17 protein-coding genes and 1 other RNA gene are annotated in these 23,165 nt (G+C 60.9%); 7 read left to right on the top strand and 11 right to left on the bottom strand.

The genetic code is table 11. The features are described 5' to 3' along the window. Nucleotides 1-42: 42 nt before the first annotated feature. A complete protein-coding gene (locus tag HYE77_RS08665) occupies nucleotides 43-1,734 on the bottom strand; it encodes a bifunctional diguanylate cyclase/phosphodiesterase (protein ID WP_087694836.1) in 1,692 nt (563 codons plus the stop codon). Nucleotides 1,735-1,752: 18 nt separating this feature from the next. Further along, the gene (locus HYE77_RS08660; RefSeq protein ID WP_003219059.1) at nucleotides 1,753-3,318 is read right to left on the bottom strand and encodes a PAS domain-containing methyl-accepting chemotaxis protein; all 1,566 of its coding nucleotides are present in this window, start codon (nucleotides 3,316-3,318) and stop codon (nucleotides 1,753-1,755) included. 459 nt (nucleotides 3,319-3,777) lie between these two features. Here HYE77_RS08660 and HYE77_RS08655 point away from each other — a divergent pair, with 459 nt between their 5' ends. Together HYE77_RS08655 and HYE77_RS08650 are read left to right on the top strand one after the other, a co-directional pair. Further along, complete coding sequence (locus HYE77_RS08655; RefSeq protein WP_003219061.1) at nucleotides 3,778-4,092, top strand: helix-turn-helix domain-containing protein; 315 nt, start codon at nucleotides 3,778-3,780, stop codon at nucleotides 4,090-4,092. Between the two features lie 151 nt (nucleotides 4,093-4,243). Then, nucleotides 4,244-4,615, top strand: coding sequence for a VOC family protein (locus HYE77_RS08650; protein WP_177022906.1), 372 nt, complete (start codon nucleotides 4,244-4,246; stop codon nucleotides 4,613-4,615). Here HYE77_RS08650 and HYE77_RS08645 read toward each other — a convergent pair. After that, nucleotides 4,529-5,497, bottom strand: coding sequence for a DMT family transporter (locus tag HYE77_RS08645; RefSeq protein WP_087694833.1), 969 nt, complete (start codon nucleotides 5,495-5,497; stop codon nucleotides 4,529-4,531). The genes HYE77_RS08650 and HYE77_RS08645 overlap by 87 nt on opposite strands. A gap of 97 nt (nucleotides 5,498-5,594) precedes the next feature. On the opposite strand from HYE77_RS08645, the gene HYE77_RS08640 reads away from it, so the two are divergent. Beyond that, the gene (locus HYE77_RS08640; RefSeq protein ID WP_003219067.1) at nucleotides 5,595-6,458 is read left to right on the top strand and encodes a LysR family transcriptional regulator; all 864 of its coding nucleotides are present in this window, start codon (nucleotides 5,595-5,597) and stop codon (nucleotides 6,456-6,458) included. A gap of 39 nt (nucleotides 6,459-6,497) precedes the next feature. Here the strand turns inward: HYE77_RS08640 and HYE77_RS08635 are convergent, their stop codons facing one another. Together HYE77_RS08635 and HYE77_RS08630 are read right to left on the bottom strand one after the other, a co-directional pair. Continuing rightward, nucleotides 6,498-7,112: a hypothetical protein gene (locus HYE77_RS08635; RefSeq protein ID WP_177068669.1), complete on the bottom strand. Its 615-nt coding sequence runs from the start codon at nucleotides 7,110-7,112 to the stop codon at nucleotides 6,498-6,500. A 1-nt stretch (nucleotide 7,113) separates the two neighbouring features. After that, entirely contained in the window at nucleotides 7,114-8,160 is a 1,047-nt protein-coding gene (locus HYE77_RS08630; RefSeq protein ID WP_087694832.1) for an N-acetylmuramidase family protein, read from the bottom strand. Between the two features lie 284 nt (nucleotides 8,161-8,444). Between HYE77_RS08630 and HYE77_RS08625 the strand changes: the two genes are divergently transcribed. Both HYE77_RS08625 and HYE77_RS08620 read left to right on the top strand, forming a co-directional pair. After that, nucleotides 8,445-8,978 (top strand): hypothetical protein, encoded by a 534-nt coding sequence (locus HYE77_RS08625; protein WP_003219072.1) that lies wholly within the window; start codon nucleotides 8,445-8,447, stop codon nucleotides 8,976-8,978. A 14-nt stretch (nucleotides 8,979-8,992) separates the two neighbouring features. After that, a complete protein-coding gene (locus HYE77_RS08620) occupies nucleotides 8,993-9,580 on the top strand; it encodes a hypothetical protein (protein WP_177068668.1) in 588 nt (195 codons plus the stop codon). A 105-nt stretch (nucleotides 9,581-9,685) separates the two neighbouring features. On the opposite strand, the gene ffs is transcribed toward HYE77_RS08620, so the two are convergent. From ffs to HYE77_RS08590, 6 genes are all read right to left on the bottom strand, one after another. After that, nucleotides 9,686-9,782, bottom strand: an RNA gene (gene ffs / locus HYE77_RS08615) — signal recognition particle sRNA small type. A gap of 132 nt (nucleotides 9,783-9,914) precedes the next feature. After that, nucleotides 9,915-11,078 (bottom strand): putative zinc-binding metallopeptidase, encoded by a 1,164-nt coding sequence (locus tag HYE77_RS08610; RefSeq protein WP_177068667.1) that lies wholly within the window; start codon nucleotides 11,076-11,078, stop codon nucleotides 9,915-9,917. Between the two features lie 162 nt (nucleotides 11,079-11,240). Beyond that, on the bottom strand, nucleotides 11,241-13,598 hold the full coding sequence (ligA, locus tag HYE77_RS08605; protein WP_177068666.1) for an NAD-dependent DNA ligase LigA: 2,358 nt from the start codon (nucleotides 13,596-13,598) through the stop codon (nucleotides 11,241-11,243). Nucleotides 13,599-13,685: 87 nt separating this feature from the next. Further along, complete coding sequence (zipA, locus tag HYE77_RS08600; RefSeq protein WP_003219080.1) at nucleotides 13,686-14,537, bottom strand: cell division protein ZipA; 852 nt, start codon at nucleotides 14,535-14,537, stop codon at nucleotides 13,686-13,688. A 259-nt stretch (nucleotides 14,538-14,796) separates the two neighbouring features. Further along, the gene (gene smc / locus HYE77_RS08595; protein ID WP_003219082.1) at nucleotides 14,797-18,285 is read right to left on the bottom strand and encodes a chromosome segregation protein SMC; all 3,489 of its coding nucleotides are present in this window, start codon (nucleotides 18,283-18,285) and stop codon (nucleotides 14,797-14,799) included. Between the two features lie 2 nt (nucleotides 18,286-18,287). Continuing rightward, nucleotides 18,288-18,947 (bottom strand): GntR family transcriptional regulator, encoded by a 660-nt coding sequence (locus tag HYE77_RS08590; protein ID WP_003219085.1) that lies wholly within the window; start codon nucleotides 18,945-18,947, stop codon nucleotides 18,288-18,290. A gap of 280 nt (nucleotides 18,948-19,227) precedes the next feature. Here HYE77_RS08590 and xdhA point away from each other — a divergent pair, with 280 nt between their 5' ends. Together xdhA and xdhB are read left to right on the top strand one after the other, a co-directional pair. Beyond that, nucleotides 19,228-20,676 carry a xanthine dehydrogenase small subunit gene (xdhA, locus tag HYE77_RS08585; protein WP_177067679.1) on the top strand — a complete coding sequence of 483 codons (1,449 nt, stop codon included), beginning with the start codon at nucleotides 19,228-19,230 and terminating at the stop codon, nucleotides 20,674-20,676. Next, on the top strand, nucleotides 20,669-23,068 hold the full coding sequence (gene xdhB, locus HYE77_RS08580; RefSeq protein ID WP_003219089.1) for a xanthine dehydrogenase molybdopterin binding subunit: 2,400 nt from the start codon (nucleotides 20,669-20,671) through the stop codon (nucleotides 23,066-23,068). The genes xdhA and xdhB overlap by 8 nt, the downstream gene beginning before the upstream one ends. The last annotated feature ends 97 nt before the right edge of the window (nucleotides 23,069-23,165 follow it).

Here is a 23,165-nt window from a genome sequence, read left to right as displayed (position 1 = left end):
CAGGCTCCCTCGCCACAGCAAGCTCCCTCGCCACAATAAACATCACTCAAGCTTTTGCCACTGCGGCGGCGGTGCAAATTCCTCGACCCAACCCGGCACGTCTTCTGCAGGCATCGGCCGGGCGATGAAATAGCCTTGGGCCACTTCGCAGCCCATGCGCATCAACAGCTGGCCGTGCTCCAGGGTTTCCAGGCCTTCGGCAATCACTTCGCGGCCAAACGCACGGGCCAGACCTATCACGGCCTTGGTCAGCGCCAGGTCGTCCTTGTCGTGCAGGATGTCGCGCACGAACGACTTGTCGATCTTGATGGTCTGGGTCGGCAGGCGCTTGAGGTAGCTCAGGGAGGAATAGCCGGTGCCAAAATCATCCAGGGAGAACTGCACGCCCAAGGCCTGGCAGGCCTCCAGGTGCTGGGTGACACGCTGGATATTGTCGATGGCCACCGACTCGGCGATCTCCAGGTCCAGCCGGTGCGGCTCCACCTGCGGGTATTGCGCCAGCAAGTCTTGCAGGCGCTCGACAAAATCCTCTCGCTGGAAGTGCCGCGCCGCGATGTTCACGCTCACCGACCACCAATGCCCATGCACCTGCCAGCGATGCATCTGGCCCAACACCTGGGCGATCACCCATTCGCCGATATCGACAATCAGGTCGGTCTGCTCGATCAGTGGCAGGAAATCCCCCGGCTTCACCAGGCCACGCTCGGGGTGCTGCCAGCGTAACAACGCTTCGAACCCCACCACCGTGCCGCAGCGCAAGTTGACCTTGGGCTGGTAATGCAGGCACAACTGGCCCGCCGCCAGGGCCTGGCGGATCTGCTCCACGGTCTGATGGCTGGCCTTGACCTCCTGTTCCAGGGATACATCAAACAACTGGTAGCGGTTGCGCCCGCTCTGCTTGGCCACATACATCGCCTGGTCGGCATGGCGCAGCAAGGTGTCGGCGTCCTCGTCGTCCAGGGGGAACAGCGTGACGCCGATGCTGGCGAACACATTCAGCTCCGCCCCCTGGATCGAGTACGGCTCGGAAATCGCCTTGAGGATGCGCAGCAAGGCGCCGTTCAGCTCGTCGATATCGCGCACATAACGCAGGATCAGCACAAATTCGTCACCGGCGAGCCGGGCGACCACGTCCTCGCCGCGGATGATCTCCCGCAACCGAGTGGCCACTTCCACCAACAACAGATCCCCACAGGCATGCCCATACCCGTCGTTGACCGCCTTGAAGCCGTCCAGGTCGAGCATGCACAACGCCAACGGTATGTCTTCGCTGCGGGAGAACTCCAGGGACTGGTTAAGCAACTCCGACAGATAGGCGCGGTTCGGCAAGCCGGTCAGCACATCGTGGCCGACCCGCCATTGCAGGGTGTGCAACAGCTGGCGCTTTTCGCTGACATCAAAGCGGATCGACACGTACTTCTGCACGCGCCCGGTCTTCTCATCGAGCAGCGGCACCATGGTGCTGTCCACCCAATACAACGTCCCATCCTTGGCCCGGTTGCAGATTTCCCCACGCCACACCCGGCCTTCGCTGATGGCTTGCCACATGCCCTGGAAGAACCCCGCAGGGTGCAGTCCCGAGCTCAGAATGCGGTGATTTTGCCCCAGCAACTCGTCACGCCCGTAGCCGGACATGCCGCAGAACTGGTCATTGACGTAAGTGATGCAGCCCGCCAGGTCAGTCTCGGAGAAAATGGCGGCTGCATCCACGGCCCTGCGGTATTTCTCGTCCATGAGTCAGGCTCACTGTGGCTAGCGGTTGAACCGCTCGACCAGGGCGCGCAACCCGGAAGAGATGCTTTCGAGTTCCCGGCCACGGGTGACTGCAGCGTTGGCATTGCCCGCTGTCTTTTGCACCGTGGCGGCAACGTTATTGATCTGCTGTGAAACTTCCTCGGCGACGTGGGATTGTTCCTGTGAGGCAGCAGCCATTTGCTGACTCATACCGGTAATACGCTCCACCGCGTGGCGAATACCTTGCAGCGCCTGCTGCGCCTCAAGTACTTGCTGCACGCCCTGCTCGGCCTCGTGAATGCCCAGGCTCGCGATCTCGACCGCCTCATCGGCGCCGGCCCGCAGGTTCTGGATGATGCCCTGGATCTGCTGGGTCGACTCCCGCGTCTTGCCCGCCAGGGCGCGCACCTCGTCGGCCACCACGGCAAAGCCACGGCCCTGCTCGCCGGCGCGGGCCGCTTCAATGGCCGCGTTGAGGGCCAGCAGGTTGGTCTGGTCGGCGATTGCCTGGATCATGCTCGCGGCCACCTGGATTTGCTGGGTCTGCCCGGCCAGGTTGCCCACCGCCTGGTTGATCTGGGTGACGGTGCCGGCCAGCAGCTGGATCGCCTCGCGCGACGTGCCGGCCACCTGGCTGCCCTGCTCGGCGAGGGTGTTGGCGGTGTGGGCTTCACTGGCGGTTTGTTGAACGTGCACTGCCACTTCGGCGATGGACGCAGCCATCTCGGTCATGGCGGCGGCGGTCATGTCGGTCTCGGCGCGCTGTTCCAGCAACGCCGATTCGGTGGTGCTCGACAACACGCTGGAATGGGCGGCTGCTTCGGCCATCTGGTTGGCCAGGTCGCTGAGGCGCGTCAGGGCGGTTTTAAGTCGCGCTTCTTCGCTGATCAGGATCATTTCAAGCTGCGCGGTCGGCCCCAGCGCGTCGCTGTAGGTCATGGCGCTGATGGGGTCGGAAAAGGTATTGGGCGTGTTCTGCACAATCTGCTTGAGCTGTAGCCCCAAGCGTTGATGCCCCCAGACGCCCAGGCCGAGAAACAAGCCGACAGTCAACGCCTGGGCCCATACACCCGGAACCCATTGGAAGGCGGCGACACTGGCAACGGCAGCCGCCAGTGGCAACGCCATGGCCCGGGACACAGACGCCACGCGCCGCACCGGCGAGACCGCCGCACCACCGGCCTGCAACCGCGCGTACAGCGCTTCTGCGCGGCGCACCTGTTCGCGGGTGGGCTTGACCCGCACCGACTCGTAGCCCGTCAGCCGCCCGTCTTCGAGAATCGGCGTCACATAGGCGCTGACCCAATAATAGTTGCCGTTCTTGCAGCGGTTCTTCACCACGCCCATCCAGCTCTGCCCGGCCTTGAGGTAGCTCCACATCAGCTGGAACACGGCGGGCGGCATGTCCGGGTGGCGCACCAGGTTGTGGGTGCTGCCGATCAGCTCGGCCTGGGTAAAACCGCTCATGGCGGCAAACTCGGCGTTGCAGTAGGTAATATGGCTGTTGACGTCAGTTGCGGAAATTAGCCGTTGCTGCTCCCCAAAAGTCTGTTCAACAGCAGTGACCGGCAAATTGAGACGCACGTTAAAGCTCCATGGACAGCATTCGATCGCCCTCTCGACCACCGGGTAGGCAGGACAGGCGGATTCGTATTTCCAGTCGGGCTGCGCCGTCGATCGGCTGGTTGGCCGCAAAGGTACGCAAACCCACGATTTGCACAGCAATTCATCATCCATTCAGTGATGATCAACTAGGCTTGAATTCGGGTATCCGGCACGTGAGGCGCAATGAAGCGTGGCACTGACGAGCGACATTTCAGTCCCTGCCAGGCGTCCGTTTTATGGGCACATTTATGAGAGTAAGGAGAGAGCAATGATTTCCTGTTTCATAAACCTGCCTTCTGAAACGAGACCACCAAATACTTGTCCTAGATGCCGATTCTACGAATTACATCACATTTTGCAAGAAAAGGTGATGGTACATGCGGTTGTCTAATTTTAAGATTTATCGTTAAGTTCTTGATTCTAAATGGGAATTGAGCGATGCACATTTCAAGTTTGGGTCCAGCCATCAGACGTTACCGCAAGGTCGCAGGGCTTACTCAGGCTGAACTAGGTGAAAAAACCGGTTTTGACCCTAAAACCATCAGCCGCTTCGAAACCGGCACCTATACACCCAGCGTCGAGGCACTGTTCTTGTTCGCAGAGGCGCTGGGAGTGAAGCTGAAAGTCTTTTTCGCAGACCTAGTCGACGAGGAGGAACAGCGCGCTTATCTGTTCGGTGTCATTCACAAAGCCACCCCGAAGGATCTGGGAAAGCTGATCGCAGCGGTAGACCAGGCCTTGTCCAAGCCTTAGAGCTCGCAACACACGTGCACGCAATAAAAAGAGCAGACAGCCAGATTGACTGTCTGCTCTTTGCTTGATGACTCCTGACATGAACTGACAGGACAGCCCCTTAGACTAGGGACTGAGCCGCGCCATTGCTACGTCATTCCACGGAGTCATCATGAATAGCATTGCCCATTACTTTTTGTTGTACGTCGACAGCCCGGCCACCAGCGCCAACCTCTACAGCCGGCTGCTGGACAAGCCGCCGGTGGAGCTGGGGCCGACCTTCGCGCTGTTCATCCTCGACAACGGGGTGAAACTCGGCCTGTGGTCGCGCCACACCGTGGAGCCTGCGGCCCACGCCTCGGTTGGCGGTAGCGAGGCGGGTTTCTGCGTCGCTGATATCGCAACGGTCGACGATTTGCACACGCGCTGGGTGCAACTCGGGATGAGCATCATCCAGTCACCGGTCGAGGCGGATTTCGGCTACACCTTTGTCGCCCAGGACCCCGACGGTCACCGCCTGCGGGTGTTCACCGTGAACCCGTAACGGCTTGCGGCGCCAGCGCCCTTCGAGGCTGATGGCGCCGACACTGGCCAGCACGATCAGGCCACCCAGCACCACGCGCAGCGAAACCTGCTCGCCCAGCAGCGTGGCGGCCATCACCATCGCCACCGGCGGCACCAGGTACAACGCCACTGACGCGCGGCTGACCTCGACATGCCGCAACACATAGGCCCAGGCCAGGTACGCCAGGGCGCTGGGAAAGGCGCCGAGCAACAACACCGCCCAGTTGGCTTGGGTCGATGATTGCGACACCACCGCCGGCAAACCCGGCAAATACACACACAGCAGCAAGGTGCCCGACCACACGGTGTAGCACACCGTGGTCAGCGGGCTGTAGCGCCGGGAATAGTGTTTCTGGATGGTGAAATAAAGGCTCCACGACAGCGCCGCCAGCAGGATCATCAGTCCACGGGGATCAATCTGCCCCAGGCCATGCTCGCCCCAGATCACCACCAGCACCCCGCTCAAGCCCAGCAGCACGCAACCCCAGCGCCAGCCGGTAACTCGCTCCTTCAAGCCGAAAAACGCCACCAGCACCGTAAATAGCGGAACCGACTGCGCCAGCACACTGGAGGCAGCGGCCGTGACAAATTGCTGGCCGAAATTGATCGTCAGGTGATGCAGGAAAATCCCGAAGAAGCCCAGCACCAGCAACCACGGCAGGTCTCGCAGACGTGGCCGCTCGATCCTCATGACCAACGCCACGCCGGCCATCAATACCGAAGCAATCAGGAACCGTCCCAAGGCCAACTGGCCAGGGCTGTAGCTGTGCAAGGCCAGATGCACGCCAATCGGCGAATACGCCCAACAGAGGATGACGCTGGCAGTGACTAGCGTAAGCTTTACAGGTGACGGGGCTTTCATGAACGGCGTCCAGCAGTGGGAATGCCGCCAGTCTTGGCCCCGGCAAGGCGCAAGACAATTAACCGTTTCTGACTTCTGTAATCACTGGAACTGAGCGATGGAACTGGCCCAACTGAAAATGGTGAAAGCCGTGGCACAAACCGGCAGCGTGGCCCAGGCCGCCCTGCAACTGCACTGCGTGCCGTCCAACATCACCACACGCATTAAGCAACTGGAAAGCGAGTTGGGTACCCCGCTGTTCATTCGCGCCGGGCGCGGGTTGGCGATCAGTGCCGCTGGGGAAGTGTTTCTCGACTACTGCGAGCGCATCCTCGCGCTGGTGGAAGAGTCCAAGCGTGCCGTCGACAGCAACGCGATTCCCCGCGGCAAGCTGCGCATCGGTGCAGTGGAATCCAGCGCCAGTGGCCGCCTGCCGCCGCTGCTGGCCGAATACCATCGGCGCTATCCACAGGTAGAACTGGAACTGGTGACCGGCGCCTGGGCACAGTTACTCGATGACCTGCAACATCACCGCATCGACGCCGCGCTGGTGGCCGCCGGCGGCAAACGCCCGAAGCTCGAACAAAGCGTGGTCTACAGCGAGCGCCTGGTGCTGATTACCAGCGCCTCCAGCGCACCCATCGAGGACGCCCGGGACCTGGCCGGCCGCACGCTGCTGGTGTGGCCGCCCGGCTGCCCGTATCGCGCAGCCCTGGAGAACTGGCTCAAGCCCCACGACATCAAGCCTGCCATCGCAAGTTATGCCAGTTGGGGCACGATCATTGGCTGCGTCAGCGCGGGGATTGGCGTGGCACTGGCGCCGGAAGGCATCCTGGCGCGCTACGAGCAGGCCAACCAATTGACGTCCTACCGCTTCGACGAATTGGCGGCGGTGGATAACCTGCTGTTCTGGCACAAGGACACCCAACGCCACCTGGCGCGGGATGCCTTTGCGGGGCTGTTGCGGGAGACTTTCGGCTAACCGGTTTTCGCCCCGCTACGCGCGGGCGCAGCAGCATCTTCAGCCTTTTGCGGGGACCAGCCTGGCGTACTGGTCCTGGCTGATCCAGCCCTTGGAAGAGCGGCCTTCGCCATTGATGAACTCGACCTGGGCCCAGCCATCCTTGAACGCCAGTACCGCGACCACATCGTCCTTGACCACGTAGGCACGATGGCTGGCCTTGGCGTCCGGGGTCTTCTGCAGGAAGGCCTTGTCGGACGAAACGGTCACCAGGCCAATCCATTTCTTGGCAGCGGTTTGGGTCAGGTCCAGGCCGGTGGCAATTTCCGGCATCAACACGTTGATGCAGCCGGGATGTTCGCGGCCCTTCTCCACGGTCAGCGTCACACCGTCCGAGGAAGCCGCGACGGTACCCGGATAGGCCTCATCCAGCCATGTCGACACCGATGCCTTCGCACCGTCGACCTTGCCCTGCAGGAAGAACGTGCACGAGCGGGTCACGCCCTCGCCCATTTCCTCGGCATAAAACCCCTCCACCTGATGCTCGGGCGTCACGGCCAGCATCAGCCCTTCGTACTTGCCCGAGTGCAGCGTAGCGGCAAACGCCGGCGCACCTGCAGCAACACACACGAAAGAGGCAACCAGCAATCGGGACACGCAACGTTTGAACGGCATTCTATTTTTTCCCTTCAAGTGCTTCGTAGGCTTTTTTGATGCGTTGGTCATAGTCGCCATAATCCTTGCCGTTATAGTTCAGCGCCATGGCGGCGTAATCCTTGTTCTTCATGGCCTTGACCAGGGCCGGGCTCTGGCTGCAAAAACCGAGGAAGGCCTTTAGTTGATGCCCGGCATTAATCTTCATGGCCACCACAAATTCAAACACCGTTTTATAACCGCATGCCGTGAAGTTGGAGCCCATTATCTGAAACATGCCCCAGGAGGCCGACTTCAAGGCCGCTTCCTGATCCAACGCAAAGGCGGTGGCCATGGTTTCCCAGGCCTTGGTCTGGTCCTTGTTATTGGCCTTCCACTGGGGCCCGGCCTTCTTCACGTAGGGGTACGACAACAGCGGGTGGGTCTGGTCGTATTTACTCTTGGTGTACTTGCGAAAATGGTGCCCTTCAAAGGCGATCACCGGCAACTTGGCCGGGCCGAACCCGGAGCGCCCGCCCGACTCCACCGTGGCAAAGGCCTTGATGATATTGACGGAAATGCCGTTACCCAACTGCGTGGCAGCGTTCTGGAAGTCCGTATCCGTCAGCGTCGTGCCGCCGTCGCACGTGGCCTGGAGCATCATCTGCCGGTTGCGCCGCTCGGCCTCGATCATTGCCCGCATGCGGTCCAGATAGTGGTCGACCGTGGCCTGGACCATGTCCGCGCCGGTGTTGCCGAACACATTGAGGAACGTCGGAATACGCAGGGTCGGGTTCGGCTTGACCGGCACCTTCACCGCCTCTTCGATCAGGCTATTGAAGGTGCGCCCGGTGGGGTCGATAACACCATCGGGATGCGCGTATTTGAGGTGGCGGAACTGATACTGGCTGATGCACTGCACCAACTGGCCGTCGCATTTGCCATTTTCCGCCAGGGGGAAACCCAACTTGGGAATGATCAAGTTGAATAAATACTGGATGCATTGAACATCGGCGGGCAAGTTGCGGGCTTTGCCCGGCGCACCGACGGAAGCGCTGATGAGAGTGGGCAACCCTTGCAGGCTTTTCATTACTGACATCCTTGTGAGTTGGAGTAGATGAGCCATAAAGCGCCATCACTTTAATATCATCCATGTGCCACCGACATATTTAGAAATATGTCGCTGGCGCAAACTAACAAGGCGAATTTGGCTTGTCCAGCGCAAGGTTTTAAGGATGTGAGCAATCCCTCACTGACGTCTTCCCTGGGAATAATTTTTAAACGGACTGGGCACTTTGCCACTACCTGCGCTACTGTCTGTTTCGCAGGATGCATTGTCGTCCTGACATCTAACAATGACGTCCAGGGACTGACATGAAATCGACCTTTATTGCCTGTGCCATCAGCGGATTGCTCTTCGTCTCGCCAAACACCCACGCAGAAGATTTTGCGGGCTACTTGCTCAAGGCGGTAACGCCAAAAGGTCCGCAATGGCAAACCAAAAACGATGACGAGATGGCATCAGCGTTCGCGAATGCCGGGGTAAAACGATACAAGTGGTCTGCCGACACCGGAAAAGACGAGATCACCCTGTTTGTGTTGCCGGGCCAGAATCAACCGCCAAGCGCGGCCCGTGATTCCGATACCCGGGCCGCCGAGAAGAACTGCAAAACACATATCAGCCAGACTGACATGGGAGATACCAGCACCCCGTATATGGGCTGGTCGGTGATCTGCACACAGGCGAACGGCAACGTCATGACCTTGAGGCATTTTGCCTATCAATTGGGGGGCGACACGTACAAGGTTTCCAGGACCTGGAGAGAAATGCCTTCAGAACAAACCGTTGCACAATGGAGCGCAACGCTCGCCAGCATCGCCGACCACATCAACAGCACTAAGCCGTGACACAGGAGGTGCCCATGCGTTGGCTAATCGTGGTATCGACTGTCCTGCTGCTGTTCGGCTGTGCATCCAAACCGCCTGTGGCGCCGCCGGACCTGTCCCGCCCGTCGATCGCCGAGACAAAGTCGGTGGTGTTTGCAGGGAAAACATACGTCCTGAAATACCAGGCCCGGGGCAACGTTCCGCTCTGGGAGTATTTCCTCGCACCAGAAAGCGTCAACGCCTGGAGCGAACTGGTGGATTTTCGCCTCGCGCCGCCCCAGAGCACCGGCAACGAGCCCCGGGATCTTGCCAACCTGACCGCGCAGGCCCACAAACAGGAATACCCCAACCTTCCGGTGGAGATGTTTTCAGACGAGAAAACCGATGCGATCTACGTGCTGCTGTTTTATCCGACCTCCACACGCAAGGACGGCAGCTTCTTTGAGTTCAATATCTTCAAATACTACAAGGACAACGGGACCGGCCAAATCATCAGCTTCCACTTTGCCAAGAACATCCCGTCCGACACGCCTGCCGCACGACAGGAGTTGCCCAGGCACATGGCGAGGTTGCGCGCAGAAGTGATTCCGGCCATGGGAGAGTTCCCGCTGTACCGTCAGTAACCCTGATGAGCGAACAGCAGAAATCGCTTCGCAGATGACGAATGTCAGCGAAGTGCTTCATAAAAGTATTTTTTTGAATCAAGGAGGGTTGCGTTATGGAGGCAACCCCACCAGCCACACCCCGGCACACAATGTTCCCGCTGTGGCTGCTGCCTTCCGGCTCTGACCAGGTTCACGGGTAATCGTTGCGGGGGGACCGATGGGGTCACCATAACGACGCTCGCCTCTCGGCAAGCCGCGCCATTGTACCGATCTCATCGGAAGTTACAACCGTTGGCGCGGGATTAAAAATATCTGATGGTTCAAGTACTTGGCTGCAGGAGCAAGCTTGCTCCTACAAAAGCACGACCTCGTCCGCCCGACCGCCCTCTTGCTGGATCACCAGGTGAATGAAGTGCAGCTTGGCAATCACCGCCGGCGGCAGGACGAACGGATAGAAATCCGGCTGGCCCATGCTGCGGGACAGTTCGTTGAGCATGCCGGCCAGTTCGATCCACGCATTGACGAATGACAGGAACGCCGTGCCGCCGGGATGCCCGGGGTCGTAGAGGGTGCTGAGGGGGAACGGCTGGTAATCCAGGTCCATCTCCCGGGCGCTCATGCCGAAGCCCAGCGCGGTGTCGACGGCGTCCATCATGTGCAGGTAATGCGCCCAGGTTTCCGCCCAGTCTTCCCACGGGTGCATGGTGGCGTAGGCGCTGACGCAGGTTTGCTGCCAGTCCGGGCGCGGGCCGTTCTGGTAGTGCTGCTCCAGGGCGTCGGCGTAGCTGGCGCGCTCGTCACCGAACAGCGTGCGGAACGGCTCCAGCCAATGGCTGTTGGCGATCAGGCGGTCCCAGTAGTAATGGCCGACCTCGTGACGGAAGTGACCGAGCAAGGTGCGGTAAGGCTCGCGCATCTGTACGCGAATTTTCTCACGGTGGGCGTCGTCGGCTTCCTTGATGTCGAGGGTGATCAGGCCATTGGCGTGGCCGGTGGTGGGCGCGTTGCCTTCCAGGTCGATGCCGACAAAATCGAAGGCCAGGCCGGTGTCTTCATCGACCGTCCTGGGAATCACCTGCAAGCCCAGGCTGATGAGTTGGGCCACCAGACGACGCTTGGCGGTTTCGACCTTGCGCCAGCGTTCGGGGTTTTCGGGGATCGACAGGTCGGGAATGGTGCGGTTCAGGCTGCAGGCCACGCACAAGACCTGGCCGTTGTCGGCGGGCAGCAGCCAATTGCACGCGGCGGGCGTGTCAAGGTTGGCGCAGCGGCGAAAGGCACCGGCTTCAGGGTCGGTGTCCAGCAGCCAGGTATCGGCGTACGGGCCGGGCTGCAGGGAGGACAGGCGACTCTGCTCCGGCTGATAGCCCAGCAGCGCCGAGCAGGCCAGGCACTGGCTGTTGCGAAAGAACAGCGATTGCCCACAGCGGCACTGCCAGACCTTGCTGTTGCGCGAGGTCTCGGCCATGAACGGTGCGGCGATGCGCGAACTGAGTTGTTCGAAGAAGCGGTACATGGCGATCTCTCCGGGAGGCTTGCCAATACTAGAGCATTGCCCGGGAGAGATCGTTCCCACGCTCTGCGTGGGAATGCATCCAGTGACGCTCCGCGTCGCACCTTTCAGAGCGGACGCAGAGCGTCCAGGGCGGCGTTCCCACGCAGAGCGTGGGAACGATCATCAGACCGTGATGTTGTGCTTGGCCAAAAATGCCACGAACGCCTCTTCATCCAGCACTTTCAAGCCCAGCTCAGTGGCCTTGGCGAGCTTCGAACCCGCGCCCGGCCCGGCGACCACGCAATGGGTTTTCGCCGACACCGAGCCCGCCACCTTGGCGCCCAGGCTTTCGAGTTTTTCCTTGGCAACATCGCGGCTCATCAGTTCCAGGGAGCCGGTGAGCACCCAGGTGTGACCGGCCTCGGGCAAGCCTTCGACGACTTTCTTCTCACTCTGCCAGTGCATGCCGAAGTCCTTGAGCTGTTGCTCGATGGCCAGCGCGCGCCGGGCGTTTTCTTCAATATCAAAAAAGTCCCGGACGGCCTTGGCCTGCTTCTCGGGCAACGCCTGGCGCATGTCGAGCCAGTCGGCATTGATCACGCCTTCGAGGGAGCCGAATTTGTCAGCGAGTTTCTGCGCGGCGCCCGGCCCTACCGACGGGACGTGCAGCTTGTCGAGCAAGCCGCCCAACGTGGTGCTGGCCGCAAACTCGGCGCTCAGGTCGCCCTGCTCCTGCAATTCCAGCCCGCACTCGTCCTTGGAGATCAAGGCACCGATCACGTCCTGGTTATGGCTGTCTTCAAAGAAACTGTGAATCTCGTGGGCCACTTCCAGACCTACATCCGGCAAGTACGTCAGCACTTCCGGCAACGCCTGCTGCACGCGCTCCAGGGACGCCAGGGAGCGCGCCAGCACTTTGGCGGTCTCCTCGCCCACATCGGGAATGCCGAGGGCGTAGATAAACCGTGCAAGGGTTGGCGTCTTGCTGTTTTCGATGGCGGTGATCAGCTTCTTGCTGGAGACATCGGCAAAGCCTTCCAGGTCGATGATCTGTTCGTACTTGAGCTTGTAGAGGTCAGCCGGCGAGCCGATCAGTTTCTCGTCCACCAGTTGCTCGATGGTCTTGTCGCCCAGGCCATCGATGTCCATGGCCCGGCGCGAGACGAAATGGATGATCGCCTGCTTGAGCTGCGCACCGCAGGCCAGGCGCCCGACGCAGCGGTATACCGCGCCTTCGCTGACGGTTTCCTTGCCCTTGCTGCGCTTGACCAGTTGCGTGCGCTCAACGTGGGAGCCGCACACCGGGCAGCTCTCGGGGATCTGCACCGCGCGGGCGTTTTCCGGGCGGCGCTCGGTCACCACCGATACCACTTGGGGAATCACATCACCGGCACGGCGAATGATCACGGTGTCGCCGATCATCAGGCCCAGGCGCGCCACTTCGTCCATGTTGTGCAAGGTGGCGTTGGACACGGTCACACCCGCGACCTTGACCGGTTTCAAGCGTGCCACGGGCGTCACAGCGCCGGTGCGACCCACTTGGAATTCAACGTCCAGCAGTTCGGTCAGTTCTTCCATCGCCGGGAATTTATGGGCGATTGCCCAACGCGGTTCGCGGGCACGGAAGCCCAGCTCACGTTGGTAGGCAATGCTATTGACCTTGAACACCACACCGTCGATTTCATAGGGCAAGGCATTCCGTCGATCACCGATATCACGGTAGTAGTCGAGGCAATCCTGAATCCCCTTGGCCAGTTTCAACTCATGACTGATGGGCATGCCCCACTTTTTCAGCTGTTGCAGATTGCCAATGTGGGTGTCGCTGATATCCGTGGTCACGCCGTAGCAGCAGAATTCCAGCGGACGGCTGGCGGTGATCTTCGAGTCCAGCTGACGCAGGCTACCCGCCGCCGCGTTGCGCGGGTTGGCGAAAGTCTTGCCGCCAACTTCCAGCTGGGTGGCGTTCAGCCGCTCGAAACCGGCCTTGGACATGAATACTTCGCCGCGCACTTCGAGGGTCGCCGGCCAGCCGGTGCCGTGCAGTTTCAAAGGAATGTTGCGCACGGTACGCACGTTGACGCTGATGTCTTCGCCAGTGGTGCCATCGCCACGGGTGGCGCCACGCACCAGCTCACCGTCCTGATACAGCAGGCTGACCGCCAGGCCATCGAGCTTCGGCTCGCAGCTGTACTCCACCGCTGCGCCACCGCCAAACAGGTCGCCCACGGGCAGGTCCAGGCCTTCAGTGACCCGGCGATCGAATTCCAGCATGGTGCTTTCATCAAAGGCGTTGCCGAGGCTGAGCATCGGGATTTCGTGGCGTACCTGAGTGAACGCAGACAATGCCGCACTGCCGACCCGCTGCGTCGGTGAATCACGGGTTACCAGCTCCGGGTGCTCGGCTTCAAGCGCCTTGAGCTCGTGGAACAAACGGTCGTACTCGGCGTCCGGAATGCTCGGCTCGTCGAGGACGTGGTAACGGTAGTTGTGCTGATCCAGTTCAGCGCGCAGTTCGAGGATGCGGGTGTGGGCGGCGGTCATGGGTGTTCTCTCATAAAGCAAAAGAGCAGCCGAAGCTGCTCAATATGTTAGTGCATGGATTCTACAGGCAACGCTTAAGCTTGGACCTTAGCGCTTCTGTGTCAGGGCACGACGCTCGAACTCGACGATGCGCTGACGGTAATGCTCGATGGTCTGGGCGGTCAGGACACTGCGTTGATCGTCCTTGAGTTCGCCGTTGAGTTCCTGGGACAGCTTGCGAGCTGCCGCCACCATCACGTCGAACGCTTGTTTCGGGTGACGCGGGCCCGGCAAGCCGAGGAAGAAGCTCACCGCCGGAGTGCTGAAATGGTCGATGTCGTCCAGATCGAAGATGCCCGGCTTGACCGCATTGGCCATGGAGAACAGGACTTCGCCGTTGCCGGCCATGCTTTCGTGGCGATGGAAAATATCCATCTCGCCAAAGCGCAGACCGCTTTCCAGAATATTCTGCAGCAGGGCCGGGCCCTTGAAGCCGGCGGCGTCACGGCAGATCACGCTGATCACCAGCACCTCTTCGGCAGCCGGCTGGTCCTTGACGGATTCTTTATGGGCGCTCTTGGCCGGGGACTCATCCGGGAAGTCGTCATCACGGCTGCTGAAGCTCGGGCCTTCTTCCAGGTCCAGGTTCAGGTCGCCCTGGGATGGCTCGCTGGCCGCGCTGCGCTTGCCGCGCTTGGGTTCACGGGCTTCACGCACCGGTGCGCTCATCGACGGCAGGTCGTGCTCGTCCAGGTGCGGTTCTTTATGGTTGTCCAGGACACGCGGTGGCCCCAGCAGCTCGGCGCTGCCGTCGTCGTCCGGCAAATTGGACAGGTTGCGGTCCAGGCGAAATTTCAACTTGCCCTTGCCGCCACGCATCCGGCGCCAGCCATCAAAAAGAATACCGGCAATGACAATAATGCCGATGACGATCAGCCACTCGCGCAGACCGATTTCCATGTAATCCCGTGCCTCTAATAAAAAATGCTGAAAAATAAGGGGTTTAGCACCGTGCAAACCGCTTTAAAACGTGGCGCCAACTCTATGTTCTGAATGACGTTTTGCCCACGCATACGAAAATTTGACATTAAACTAGCACGACCAAAGATAACTTTACACCGTCTGTCAAAATGCCTTGAACAAATATGTCCATTTGCCACTTTTCCCAGACCGGTAAATCACCTTACGTCCTGCTGAAAATCCTCCTTCGACCTGCGGCTCAGGATTCCACCAGCGCCATCGCCTCTTCGACATCCACCGCCACCAATCGCGAACAGCCCGGCTCGTGCATCGTCACGCCCATCAATTGATCGGCCATTTCCATGGCGATCTTGTTGTGGGTGATATAGATGAACTGCACCGTCTGGGACATCTCTTTAACCAGTCGGGCGTACCGTCCAACGTTAGCGTCATCCAGCGGGGCGTCAACTTCGTCGAGCATGCAAAACGGCGCCGGGTTCAACTTGAAGATCGCAAATACCAGGGCCAATGCGGTCAGTGCCTTCTCGCCACCAGACAACAAATGGATGGTGCTGTTCTTCTTGCCCGGAGGCCGCGCCATGATCGTTACCCCTGTATCGAGTAGATCTTCGCCCGTCAGTTCCAAGTAAGCGCTGCCACCACCGAAAACTTTCGGGAATAACGCCTGTAAACCGCCATTAATCTGATCAAAGGTATCTTTGAAGCGATTACGGGTTTCCTTGTCGATCTTGCGGATCACGTTTTCCAGGGTGTCCAGCGCTTCGACAAGATCGGCGTTCTGCGCGTCCAGATAACGCTTGCGCTCGGACTGCTGCTGGTACTCGTCGATGGCCGCGAGGTTGATCGCGCCGAGTCGTTGAATGCGCGCGGCAATCCGCTCAAGTTCTTCTTCGGCTTCTTTCTCGTTGGCCTCGGCGGTCAGGGTATTGAGCACGCCGTGCAGGTCGTAGCCGTCTTCCAGCAACTGGTCTTGCAGGGTTTTGCGGCGCACCGTCAGGGCCTGCCATTCCATGCGCTGCTGTTCGAGCTGGCCCCGGATCAGTTGCGACTGTTGCTCGGCCTGGGTCCGGCGTTTTTCTGCGTCGCGCAGTTCGCGGTCGGCGTCTTCCAGGGCGATTTGGGCGGTCTTGAGCTCTTCGTCGACGGTCATGCGCTTGTCGAGCAACTCTTCAAGCTTCAGGCGCAGCTCTTCCAGCGGGGCCTCGCCCTCCTCCAGGTTGAGGCTCAGTTGCTCGCGTTTTTCGGTCAGGCGTTCGGACTGCATTTCCAGGCGCTCAAGGGCCTGGCGCGTGGAATCGTGCTGCGCCCGCAGGGAGCCGAGGCGCACGGCCAATTGATGGGCGTGATCCTTGTGCTGGCGAGCTTCCTGGCGCACCCGATCGAGGCGCTCGCGCAAGCTGTCGCGCTGGGCCAGCAGCAACTCGCGCTGCTCGGTGTCCAGGGCCATGCTGTCGAGGGCTTCCTGCAATTGCAGGCGTGCTTCGCCGACTTGTTCGTGTTCGAGGGCGCGTTGCTCGCCCATCTCGGCCACTTCTTCGTCGAGCCGGGTGCGGCGCAGGGTCAGTTGCTCGACCTTGGCCTTGCTCGCCGAGAGCTGGGCTTTCAATTCGCCCTGCTGGCGCGCTTCGTCCTGCAACAGCCGGCGCAGGTGTTCGCGGCCGGTCTCTTGCTGGCGCTGGGTGGCGCGCAGGGTTTGCAGCTGGTTTTCCAGGGACTCGAGTGTGGCTTCGCGCTCTTCGCGCTCGGCGGTCAGGTTGACGATTTCCTGGCCACGGGCCAATACGCCGCTTTCCGCTTCGCTGGCACGCCGTACCCGCAAAAAGTGCCGGCCGACCCAAAAGCCATCACGGCTGATCAGGCTTTGCCCTGCGGCCAACTGCCCGCGCTGGGCCAGGGCCTGCTCAAGGCTGTCGACCGGCTTGACCTGGCCGAGCCAGGGCGACAGGTCAATCGCCGCCTCCACTTTATCCAGCAGGCTGCCCGGCACGCGAGTGCCGTCCGCCGCCGGGCTGAGCAAACGCAGATCGCCCTGGGCAAAACCCGCCAGGTCAAACCCGCCAAAATCATCCACCAGCACCGCTTGCAGGTCGGCGCCGAGCACGGTTTCCACCGCCAGCTCCCAACCGGCTTCAACCTTCAGGCCTTCGGCCAGGCGCGGACGCTCGGCCAGGTGTTGGTCACGCAGCCATTCAGCCGTGCCGGTGCCCGGGTCGAGCGCCGCTTGCTGCAAGGCTTCCAGGGAAGCCAACCGGCCGTTGAGCCGCTGCAAATCGCCCTGGGCCTGCTGCTGTGCCTGGGTCGCCTGCTGCAGTTGCTGACGCAATTGCTCGAGGCGCTCCACTTGTTGTTCTTCGCTGGCTTCCAGCTCTTCCAGCGTCATTTCGCTTTCGGCGAGTTTCTCGCTCAGTTCGAGGATCGCTGCATCTTCCGGGTCGGCAGCGAGCAGCACGCGCTCTTCCACCAGGCGCCGCTGACGCTCGGCCAGGCGCTCCATGCTGGTTTCCAGTTGCTGGATGCGTGACTGCTGCACCTCAGCCTGGCGGCGCGGCTCGGCAGATTGCAGGTTGAACGTGTCCCACTGCTCCTGCCAGGCGTGCATGGTGGTTTCGGATTCTTCCAGGGCCGCAGCGGCTTCCTCGGCAGCGGCGCTGGTGACTTCCTGCTCGGGAGTGAGCATGTCCAGCTCCTCCCCAAGGGTCAGCAGCAAGGTGCGGTCGTGGCCCAGGTGCGATTCGGTTTCCAGGCGCGCACGCTCGGCTTCTTTCAAGTCGTCCTGCAACTGGCGCAAACGCTGCTGGCCGTGCTGGATGCTCTGCTCGACCCGGGCGATATCGCCGCCCACCGAATAGAAGCGCCCCTGCACCAGATTGAAGCGCTCGGACAGGTCATGGTGACCGTCCCGCAGGCGTTCGATGCTGGCGTCGGCATTGCGCTGCTCGGCCACCAGGGCTTCGAAGCTGATTTCCTGGGTGCCGATGATTGCTTCGCGCTGGCCCACCTGGTCATTCAACGCCTGCCAGCGCAGGGCCGACAGTTGCGCCTTGAGCTGACGCTCCTCGCCCTTGTATTCCTGATACTTCTCGGCGGCCTGGGCCTGGCGGTGCAGGCGCTCCAGCTGGCGCTCCAGCTCTTCACGCAGGTCAGTCAGGCGGGCAAGGTTTTCATGGGTACGGCGGATACGGTTTTCGGTCTCGCGGCGGCGTTCCTTGTACTTGGAGATGCCGGCCGCTTCCTCGATAAAGTTACGCAGGTCTTCGGGCTTGGCTTCGATCAGCTTGGAGATCATCCCCTGTTCGATGATCGAATAGCTGCGCGGGCCCAGGCCGGTACCGAGGAAGATGTCGGTGATGTCCCGGCGGCGACACTTGGTGCCGTTGAGGAAGTAGCTGTTCTGGCTGTCGCGGGTCACTTTGCGGCGAATGGAGATTTCCGCATAGGCCGCGTACTCGCCCACCAGGGTGCCGTCGGAATTGTCGAACACCAGTTCGATGCTGGCCTGGCTCACCGGCTTGCGGCTGGTGGAGCCATTGAAGATGACGTCGGTCATCGACTCGCCACGCAGGTTTTTTGCGGAGCTCTCGCCCATCACCCAGCGTACGGCGTCGATGATGTTCGACTTGCCGCAGCCATTGGGCCCGACCACTGCCGCCATGTTACTGGGGAAGTTCACCGTGGTCGGGTCGACGAAGGATTTGAACCCCGCCAGTTTGATGCACTTGAGCCGCACGCTTAGGCTTCCGCCAACGCAGCAATGACCAGCGAGCAACTGCGCTCGCCGTAGGCCGAGAGCACCAGGCGAATCTGCGGCAGGTCACGGGCCAGCACGGCGGCGAGCAATTGCTCGAACAGCACCAGGTACTCGCTCATGGACGCCTTGCGCTGATCCAGCGCCAGGTAATAGGCGCGGTTCATCGCCGGCTGCAGGTTCTCGACGGTTTCCTGCAGGTACGGGTTGTTGGCGAACGGATAGGCGGCACGCATCACGTTGAAGCTCTCTTCGACGAAGGCGCGGATGTCCTGGCGTTCGAAGCTGGCGATCAGGCGCTGCTGGATTTGCACGAACGGCGCCATGTCGGCCTGGGTCTGCCAGCCGGCGGCGACCGCATTGCCCAGCAGGATGTACAGCTCGCCCATCAGCGTGCACAGGCTTTGCACCTTGTGGGCCGTCAGCTCGGTGACGTGGGCGCCACGGCGCGGCAGGATCGCAATCAGGTGCCGGCGCTCGAGGATCAGCAAGGCTTCGCGCACGGAACCACGACTGACATTCAGCGCCAGTGTGACCTTCTGCTCCTGGATCCGCTCCCCAGGCTTGAGATCGCCGCGAATGATACGTTCGGCGAGGTGGTGAGCGATTTGCTCGGCAAGACTATCCGGCGCCTTGAACGTCATGTTTTCCCTTCAAAATCTTCTATCGGTACAAGCGCGGCAGTGTAGCGCACTTGCCGGTTGATGGCGTACGGCCCACAGAGCGGAATTTGGCATGAAATAAGCAGCCATTAAAGTCCAGAAGCCCCCAAAAACGGCGGTTCCAGAGAACTGGACCATAATTAAGGATGTTGATATCGCATTTTCTTGACCTTTCGGTCAGAAAATCGTTGACCGAAAAGTCAGACATGACTAGATTCGGCGCAAAGCGGTTAACAACAATAATGAGTCTGCGAGGCCTTCCGTGATCCAGTTTTTACTAAACCAGGAGCTCCGTAGCGAGCACGCCCTGGACCCGAACCTGACCGTGCTCAACTATTTGCGTGAGCACCTGGGCAAATCCGGCACCAAGGAAGGCTGCGCCAGCGGCGACTGTGGCGCCTGCACCGTGGTAGTCGGCGAGTTGCACACCGACGATCAGGGCGCCGAGCAGATTCGCTATCGCAGCCTCAATTCGTGCCTGACGTTTGTCTCGTCCCTGCACGGCAAACAACTGATCAGCGTCGAAGACCTCAAACACCAGGGCCAGCTCCACAGCGTGCAACAAGCCATGGTGGAGTGCCACGGCTCGCAATGCGGCTTCTGCACCCCGGGCTTTGTGATGTCGCTGTTCGCCCTGCAAAAGAACAGTGATGCACCCGACAGCCAAAAGGCCCACGAAGCCCTGGCCGGCAACCTCTGTCGCTGCACCGGTTATCGCCCGATTCTCGCCGCCGCCGAACAGGCCTGCTGCAATAAGCCCCAGGACCAGTTCGACAGTCGCCAGGCCGACACCATCGCCCGCCTGAAAGCCATCGCGCCGACGCAAACCGGTGAATTGAACAGCGGCGACAAACGCTGCCTGGTGCCGCTGACCGTCGCCGACCTGGCGGACCTTTACGACGCTTACCCACAAGCCCGGCTGCTGGCCGGCGGCACCGACCTGGCGCTGGAAGTCACCCAGTTCCACCGCACGCTACCGGTGATGATCTACGTCGGCAATATCGAAGAGATGAAGCGCATCGAAAGCTTCGACGACCGCCTGGAAATCGGCGCCGCCACTCCCCTGTCCGATTGCTACAGCGCGCTCAACCACGAATACCCGGATTTCGGCGAATTGCTCCACCGTTTCGCCTCCTTGCAGATCCGCAACCAGGGCACCCTGGGCGGCAATATCGGCAATGCCTCGCCCATCGGTGACTCGCCGCCACTGCTGATCGCCCTCGGCGCGCAGATCGTGCTGTGCAAGGGCAACACCCGCCGTACCCTGGCGCTGGAAGACTATTTCATCGACTACCGCGTCACCGCCCGCCAGGACAGCGAATTCATCGAGAAAATCATCGTGCCCAAAGGCGTGCCGCTGTTCCGTGCCTACAAGGTTTCCAAGCGCCTGGACGATGACATCTCTGCCGTCTGCGCGGCCTTCAACCTGAGGATCACTAACGGTGTGATCGACGATGCCCGCGTGGCGTTCGGCGGCATGGCCGCCACCCCGAAACGCGCGAAGAACTGCGAAGCCGTACTGAACGGCGCCACCTGGAATTCCGCCACCGTGGAAAAAGCCTGCGCGGCCCTGGCCGAGGATTTCACCCCGCTGTCGGACTTCCGCGCCAGCAAGGAATACCGCCTGCTCAGCGCACAGAACCTGCTGCGCAAATACTTCATCGAACTGCAAACGCCGCACATCGAGACTCGGGTGACCGCTTATGTCTAACCATCACGCCGTGGAAAAATCCCAGGCCGAACTCGCCGAACTGTTTGCCAAGGACCTGACCAGCGGCGTCGGTCGCAGCGTCAAGCACGACAGCGCCGCCAAGCACGTCTCGGGCGAAGCGCAGTACATTGATGACCGCCTGGAATTCCCCAACCAATTGCACCTGTACGCACGCATGTCGGACCGCGCCCACGCGAAGATCCTCAGCATCGACACCGCGCCCTGCTACGCCTTTGAAGGCGTGCGTATCGTCATCACCCACGAAGACGTGCCGGGTCTGAAAGACATCGGCCCGTTGATGCCCGGCGACCCGTTGCTGGCCATCGACACCGTGCAGTTCGTCGGCCAGGTGGTGCTGGCCGTCGCCGCCCGCGACCTGGAAACCGCACGCAAGGCGGCGATGGCCGCTGTGATCGAATACGAAGACCTGGAGCCGGTGCTGGACGTGGTCGAGGCGTTTCGCAAAAAACATTTCGTGCTCGACAGCCACACCCACCAGCGCGGTGATTCGGCGGGCGCACTGGCGACCGCGAAGAACCGTATCCAGGGCACCCTGCACATCGGCGGCCAGGAACACTTCTACCTGGAAACCCAGATCTCCTCGGTGATGCCCACCGAAGACGGCGGCATGATCGTCTACTGCTCCACGCAAAACCCCACCGAAGTACAGAAGCTGGTGGCCGAAGTACTCGACGTATCGATGAACAAAATCGTGGTCGACATGCGCCGCATGGGCGGTGGTTTTGGCGGCAAGGAAACCCAGGCCGCCAGCCCGGCATGCCTGTGTGCGGTGGTCGCACGCCTCACCGGCCAGCCGACCAAAATGCGCCTGCCGCGTGTCGAAGACATGCTGATGACCGGCAAGCGCCACCCGTTCTATATCGAGTACGACGTAGGCTTCGACGACAGTGGCCGGCTGCACGGCATCAACCTGGACCTGGCGGGCAACTGCGGTTGCTCACCGGACCTGTCGAACTCGATTGTCGACCGCGCAATGTTCCACTCCGACAACTCGTATTACCTGGGCGACGCCACCGTCAACGGCCACCGCTGCAAGACCAACACCGCCTCCAACACCGCTTACCGTGGCTTCGGCGGCCCCCAAGGCATGGTCGCCATCGAAGAAGTGATGGACGCGATTGCCCGACACCTGGCCCTCGACCCGCTGGCCGTGCGCAAGGCCAACTACTACGGCAAGACCGAGCGCAACGTCACCCACTACTACCAGACCGTCGAGCACAACATGCTCGAAGAGATGACCGCCGAACTCGAACAAAGCAGCCAGTATTTCGAGCGCCGCGAAGCGATCCGTCGCTACAACGCCAACAGCCCGATCCTGAAAAAAGGCCTGGCCCTGACGCCGGTAAAATTCGGCATTTCCTTCACCGCCAGTTTCCTCAACCAGGCCGGTGCGCTGATCCACATCTACACCGACGGCAGCATCCACCTGAACCACGGCGGCACCGAGATGGGCCAGGGGTTGAACATCAAGGTCGCGCAGGTGGTGGCCGAGATTTTCCAGGTGGAAATCGACCGCGTGCAGATCACCGCCACCAACACCGACAAGGTGCCCAACACCTCGCCGACGGCGGCTTCCAGCGGCGCCGACCTGAACGGCAAGGCCGCACAGAATGCTGCCGAAACCATCAAGCAGCGCCTGGTGGAGTTTGCCGCGCGCAAATATGAAGTCAGCGAGGCCGACGTTGAATTCCACAACGGGCATGTGCGGGTCCGCGATCACATCCTGACCTTTGAAGCGCTGATCCAGCAGGCGTATTTCGCCCAGGTGTCGCTCTCCAGCACGGGCTTCTACAAGACCCCGAAAATCTTCTACGACCGCAGCCAGGCACGTGGGCGGCCGTTCTACTACTTCGCGTTCGGCGCGGCCTGTTGCGAGGTGATCGTCGACACGCTGACCGGCGAGTACAAGATGCTGCGCACCGACATCCTGCATGACGTGGGCGCCTCGCTGAACCCGGCCATCGACATCGGCCAGGTCGAAGGCGGCTTCATCCAGGGCATGGGTTGGCTGACCATGGAAGAGCTGGTGTGGAATAACAAGGGCAAGCTGATGACCAACGGTCCGGCCAGCTACAAGATCCCGGCGGTGGCCGACATGCCGCTGGACCTGCGGGTGAAGCTGGTGGAAAACCGCAAGAACCCGGAAGACACGGTGTTCCATTCCAAGGCCGTGGGTGAGCCGCCGTTCATGCTTGGTATTGCCTCGTGGTGTGCGATCAAGGACGCCGTGGCGAGCCTGGGTGACTATCGCCATCAGCCGAAGATCGATGCACCGGCGACGCCGGAGCGGGTGTTGTGGGGCTGTGAGCAGATGCGCCAACTGACCGCTGCAAAAGCTGTGGAAACGGAAACCGAGCTGGCTTCGCTCTAGACCGAGGCGCTGCCTTCGCGAGCAAGCCCGCTCCCACATTTTGATTTGTGAACACATTCAAATGTGGGAGCGGGCTTGCTCGCGAAGGCGGTCGAAC

Origin of the sequence: Pseudomonas sp. IPO3774 (assembly GCF_013386835.1) — a bacterium.
In the GTDB taxonomy this organism is placed as follows: Bacteria; Pseudomonadota; Gammaproteobacteria; order Pseudomonadales; family Pseudomonadaceae; genus Aquipseudomonas.
This window is presented reverse-complemented; position numbering and strand designations above follow the sequence as displayed.

Bases quoted from the DNA above. Each gene is read 5' to 3' on its own strand.
- HYE77_RS08650 (WP_177022906.1), top strand. From the start codon at position 4,244: ATGAATAGCATTGCCCATTACTTTTTGTTGTACGTCGACAGCCCGGCC.
- HYE77_RS08655 (WP_003219061.1), top strand. From the start codon at position 3,778: ATGCACATTTCAAGTTTGGGTCCAGCCATCAGACGTTACCGCAAGGTC.
- HYE77_RS08630 (WP_087694832.1), bottom strand. From the start codon at position 8,160: ATGAAAAGCCTGCAAGGGTTGCCCACTCTCATCAGCGCTTCCGTCGGT.
- HYE77_RS08620 (WP_177068668.1), top strand. From the start codon at position 8,993: ATGCGTTGGCTAATCGTGGTATCGACTGTCCTGCTGCTGTTCGGCTGT.
- ligA (WP_177068666.1), bottom strand. From the start codon at position 13,598: ATGACCGCCGCCCACACCCGCATCCTCGAACTGCGCGCTGAACTGGAT.
- xdhB (WP_003219089.1), top strand. From the start codon at position 20,669: ATGTCTAACCATCACGCCGTGGAAAAATCCCAGGCCGAACTCGCCGAA.
- HYE77_RS08645 (WP_087694833.1), bottom strand. From the start codon at position 5,497: ATGAAAGCCCCGTCACCTGTAAAGCTTACGCTAGTCACTGCCAGCGTC.
- zipA (WP_003219080.1), bottom strand. From the start codon at position 14,537: ATGGAAATCGGTCTGCGCGAGTGGCTGATCGTCATCGGCATTATTGTC.
- HYE77_RS08665 (WP_087694836.1), bottom strand. From the start codon at position 1,734: ATGGACGAGAAATACCGCAGGGCCGTGGATGCAGCCGCCATTTTCTCC.
- HYE77_RS08640 (WP_003219067.1), top strand. From the start codon at position 5,595: ATGGAACTGGCCCAACTGAAAATGGTGAAAGCCGTGGCACAAACCGGC.
- HYE77_RS08635 (WP_177068669.1), bottom strand. From the start codon at position 7,112: ATGCCGTTCAAACGTTGCGTGTCCCGATTGCTGGTTGCCTCTTTCGTG.
- HYE77_RS08610 (WP_177068667.1), bottom strand. From the start codon at position 11,078: ATGTACCGCTTCTTCGAACAACTCAGTTCGCGCATCGCCGCACCGTTC.
- HYE77_RS08625 (WP_003219072.1), top strand. From the start codon at position 8,445: ATGAAATCGACCTTTATTGCCTGTGCCATCAGCGGATTGCTCTTCGTC.
- HYE77_RS08590 (WP_003219085.1), bottom strand. From the start codon at position 18,947: ATGACGTTCAAGGCGCCGGATAGTCTTGCCGAGCAAATCGCTCACCAC.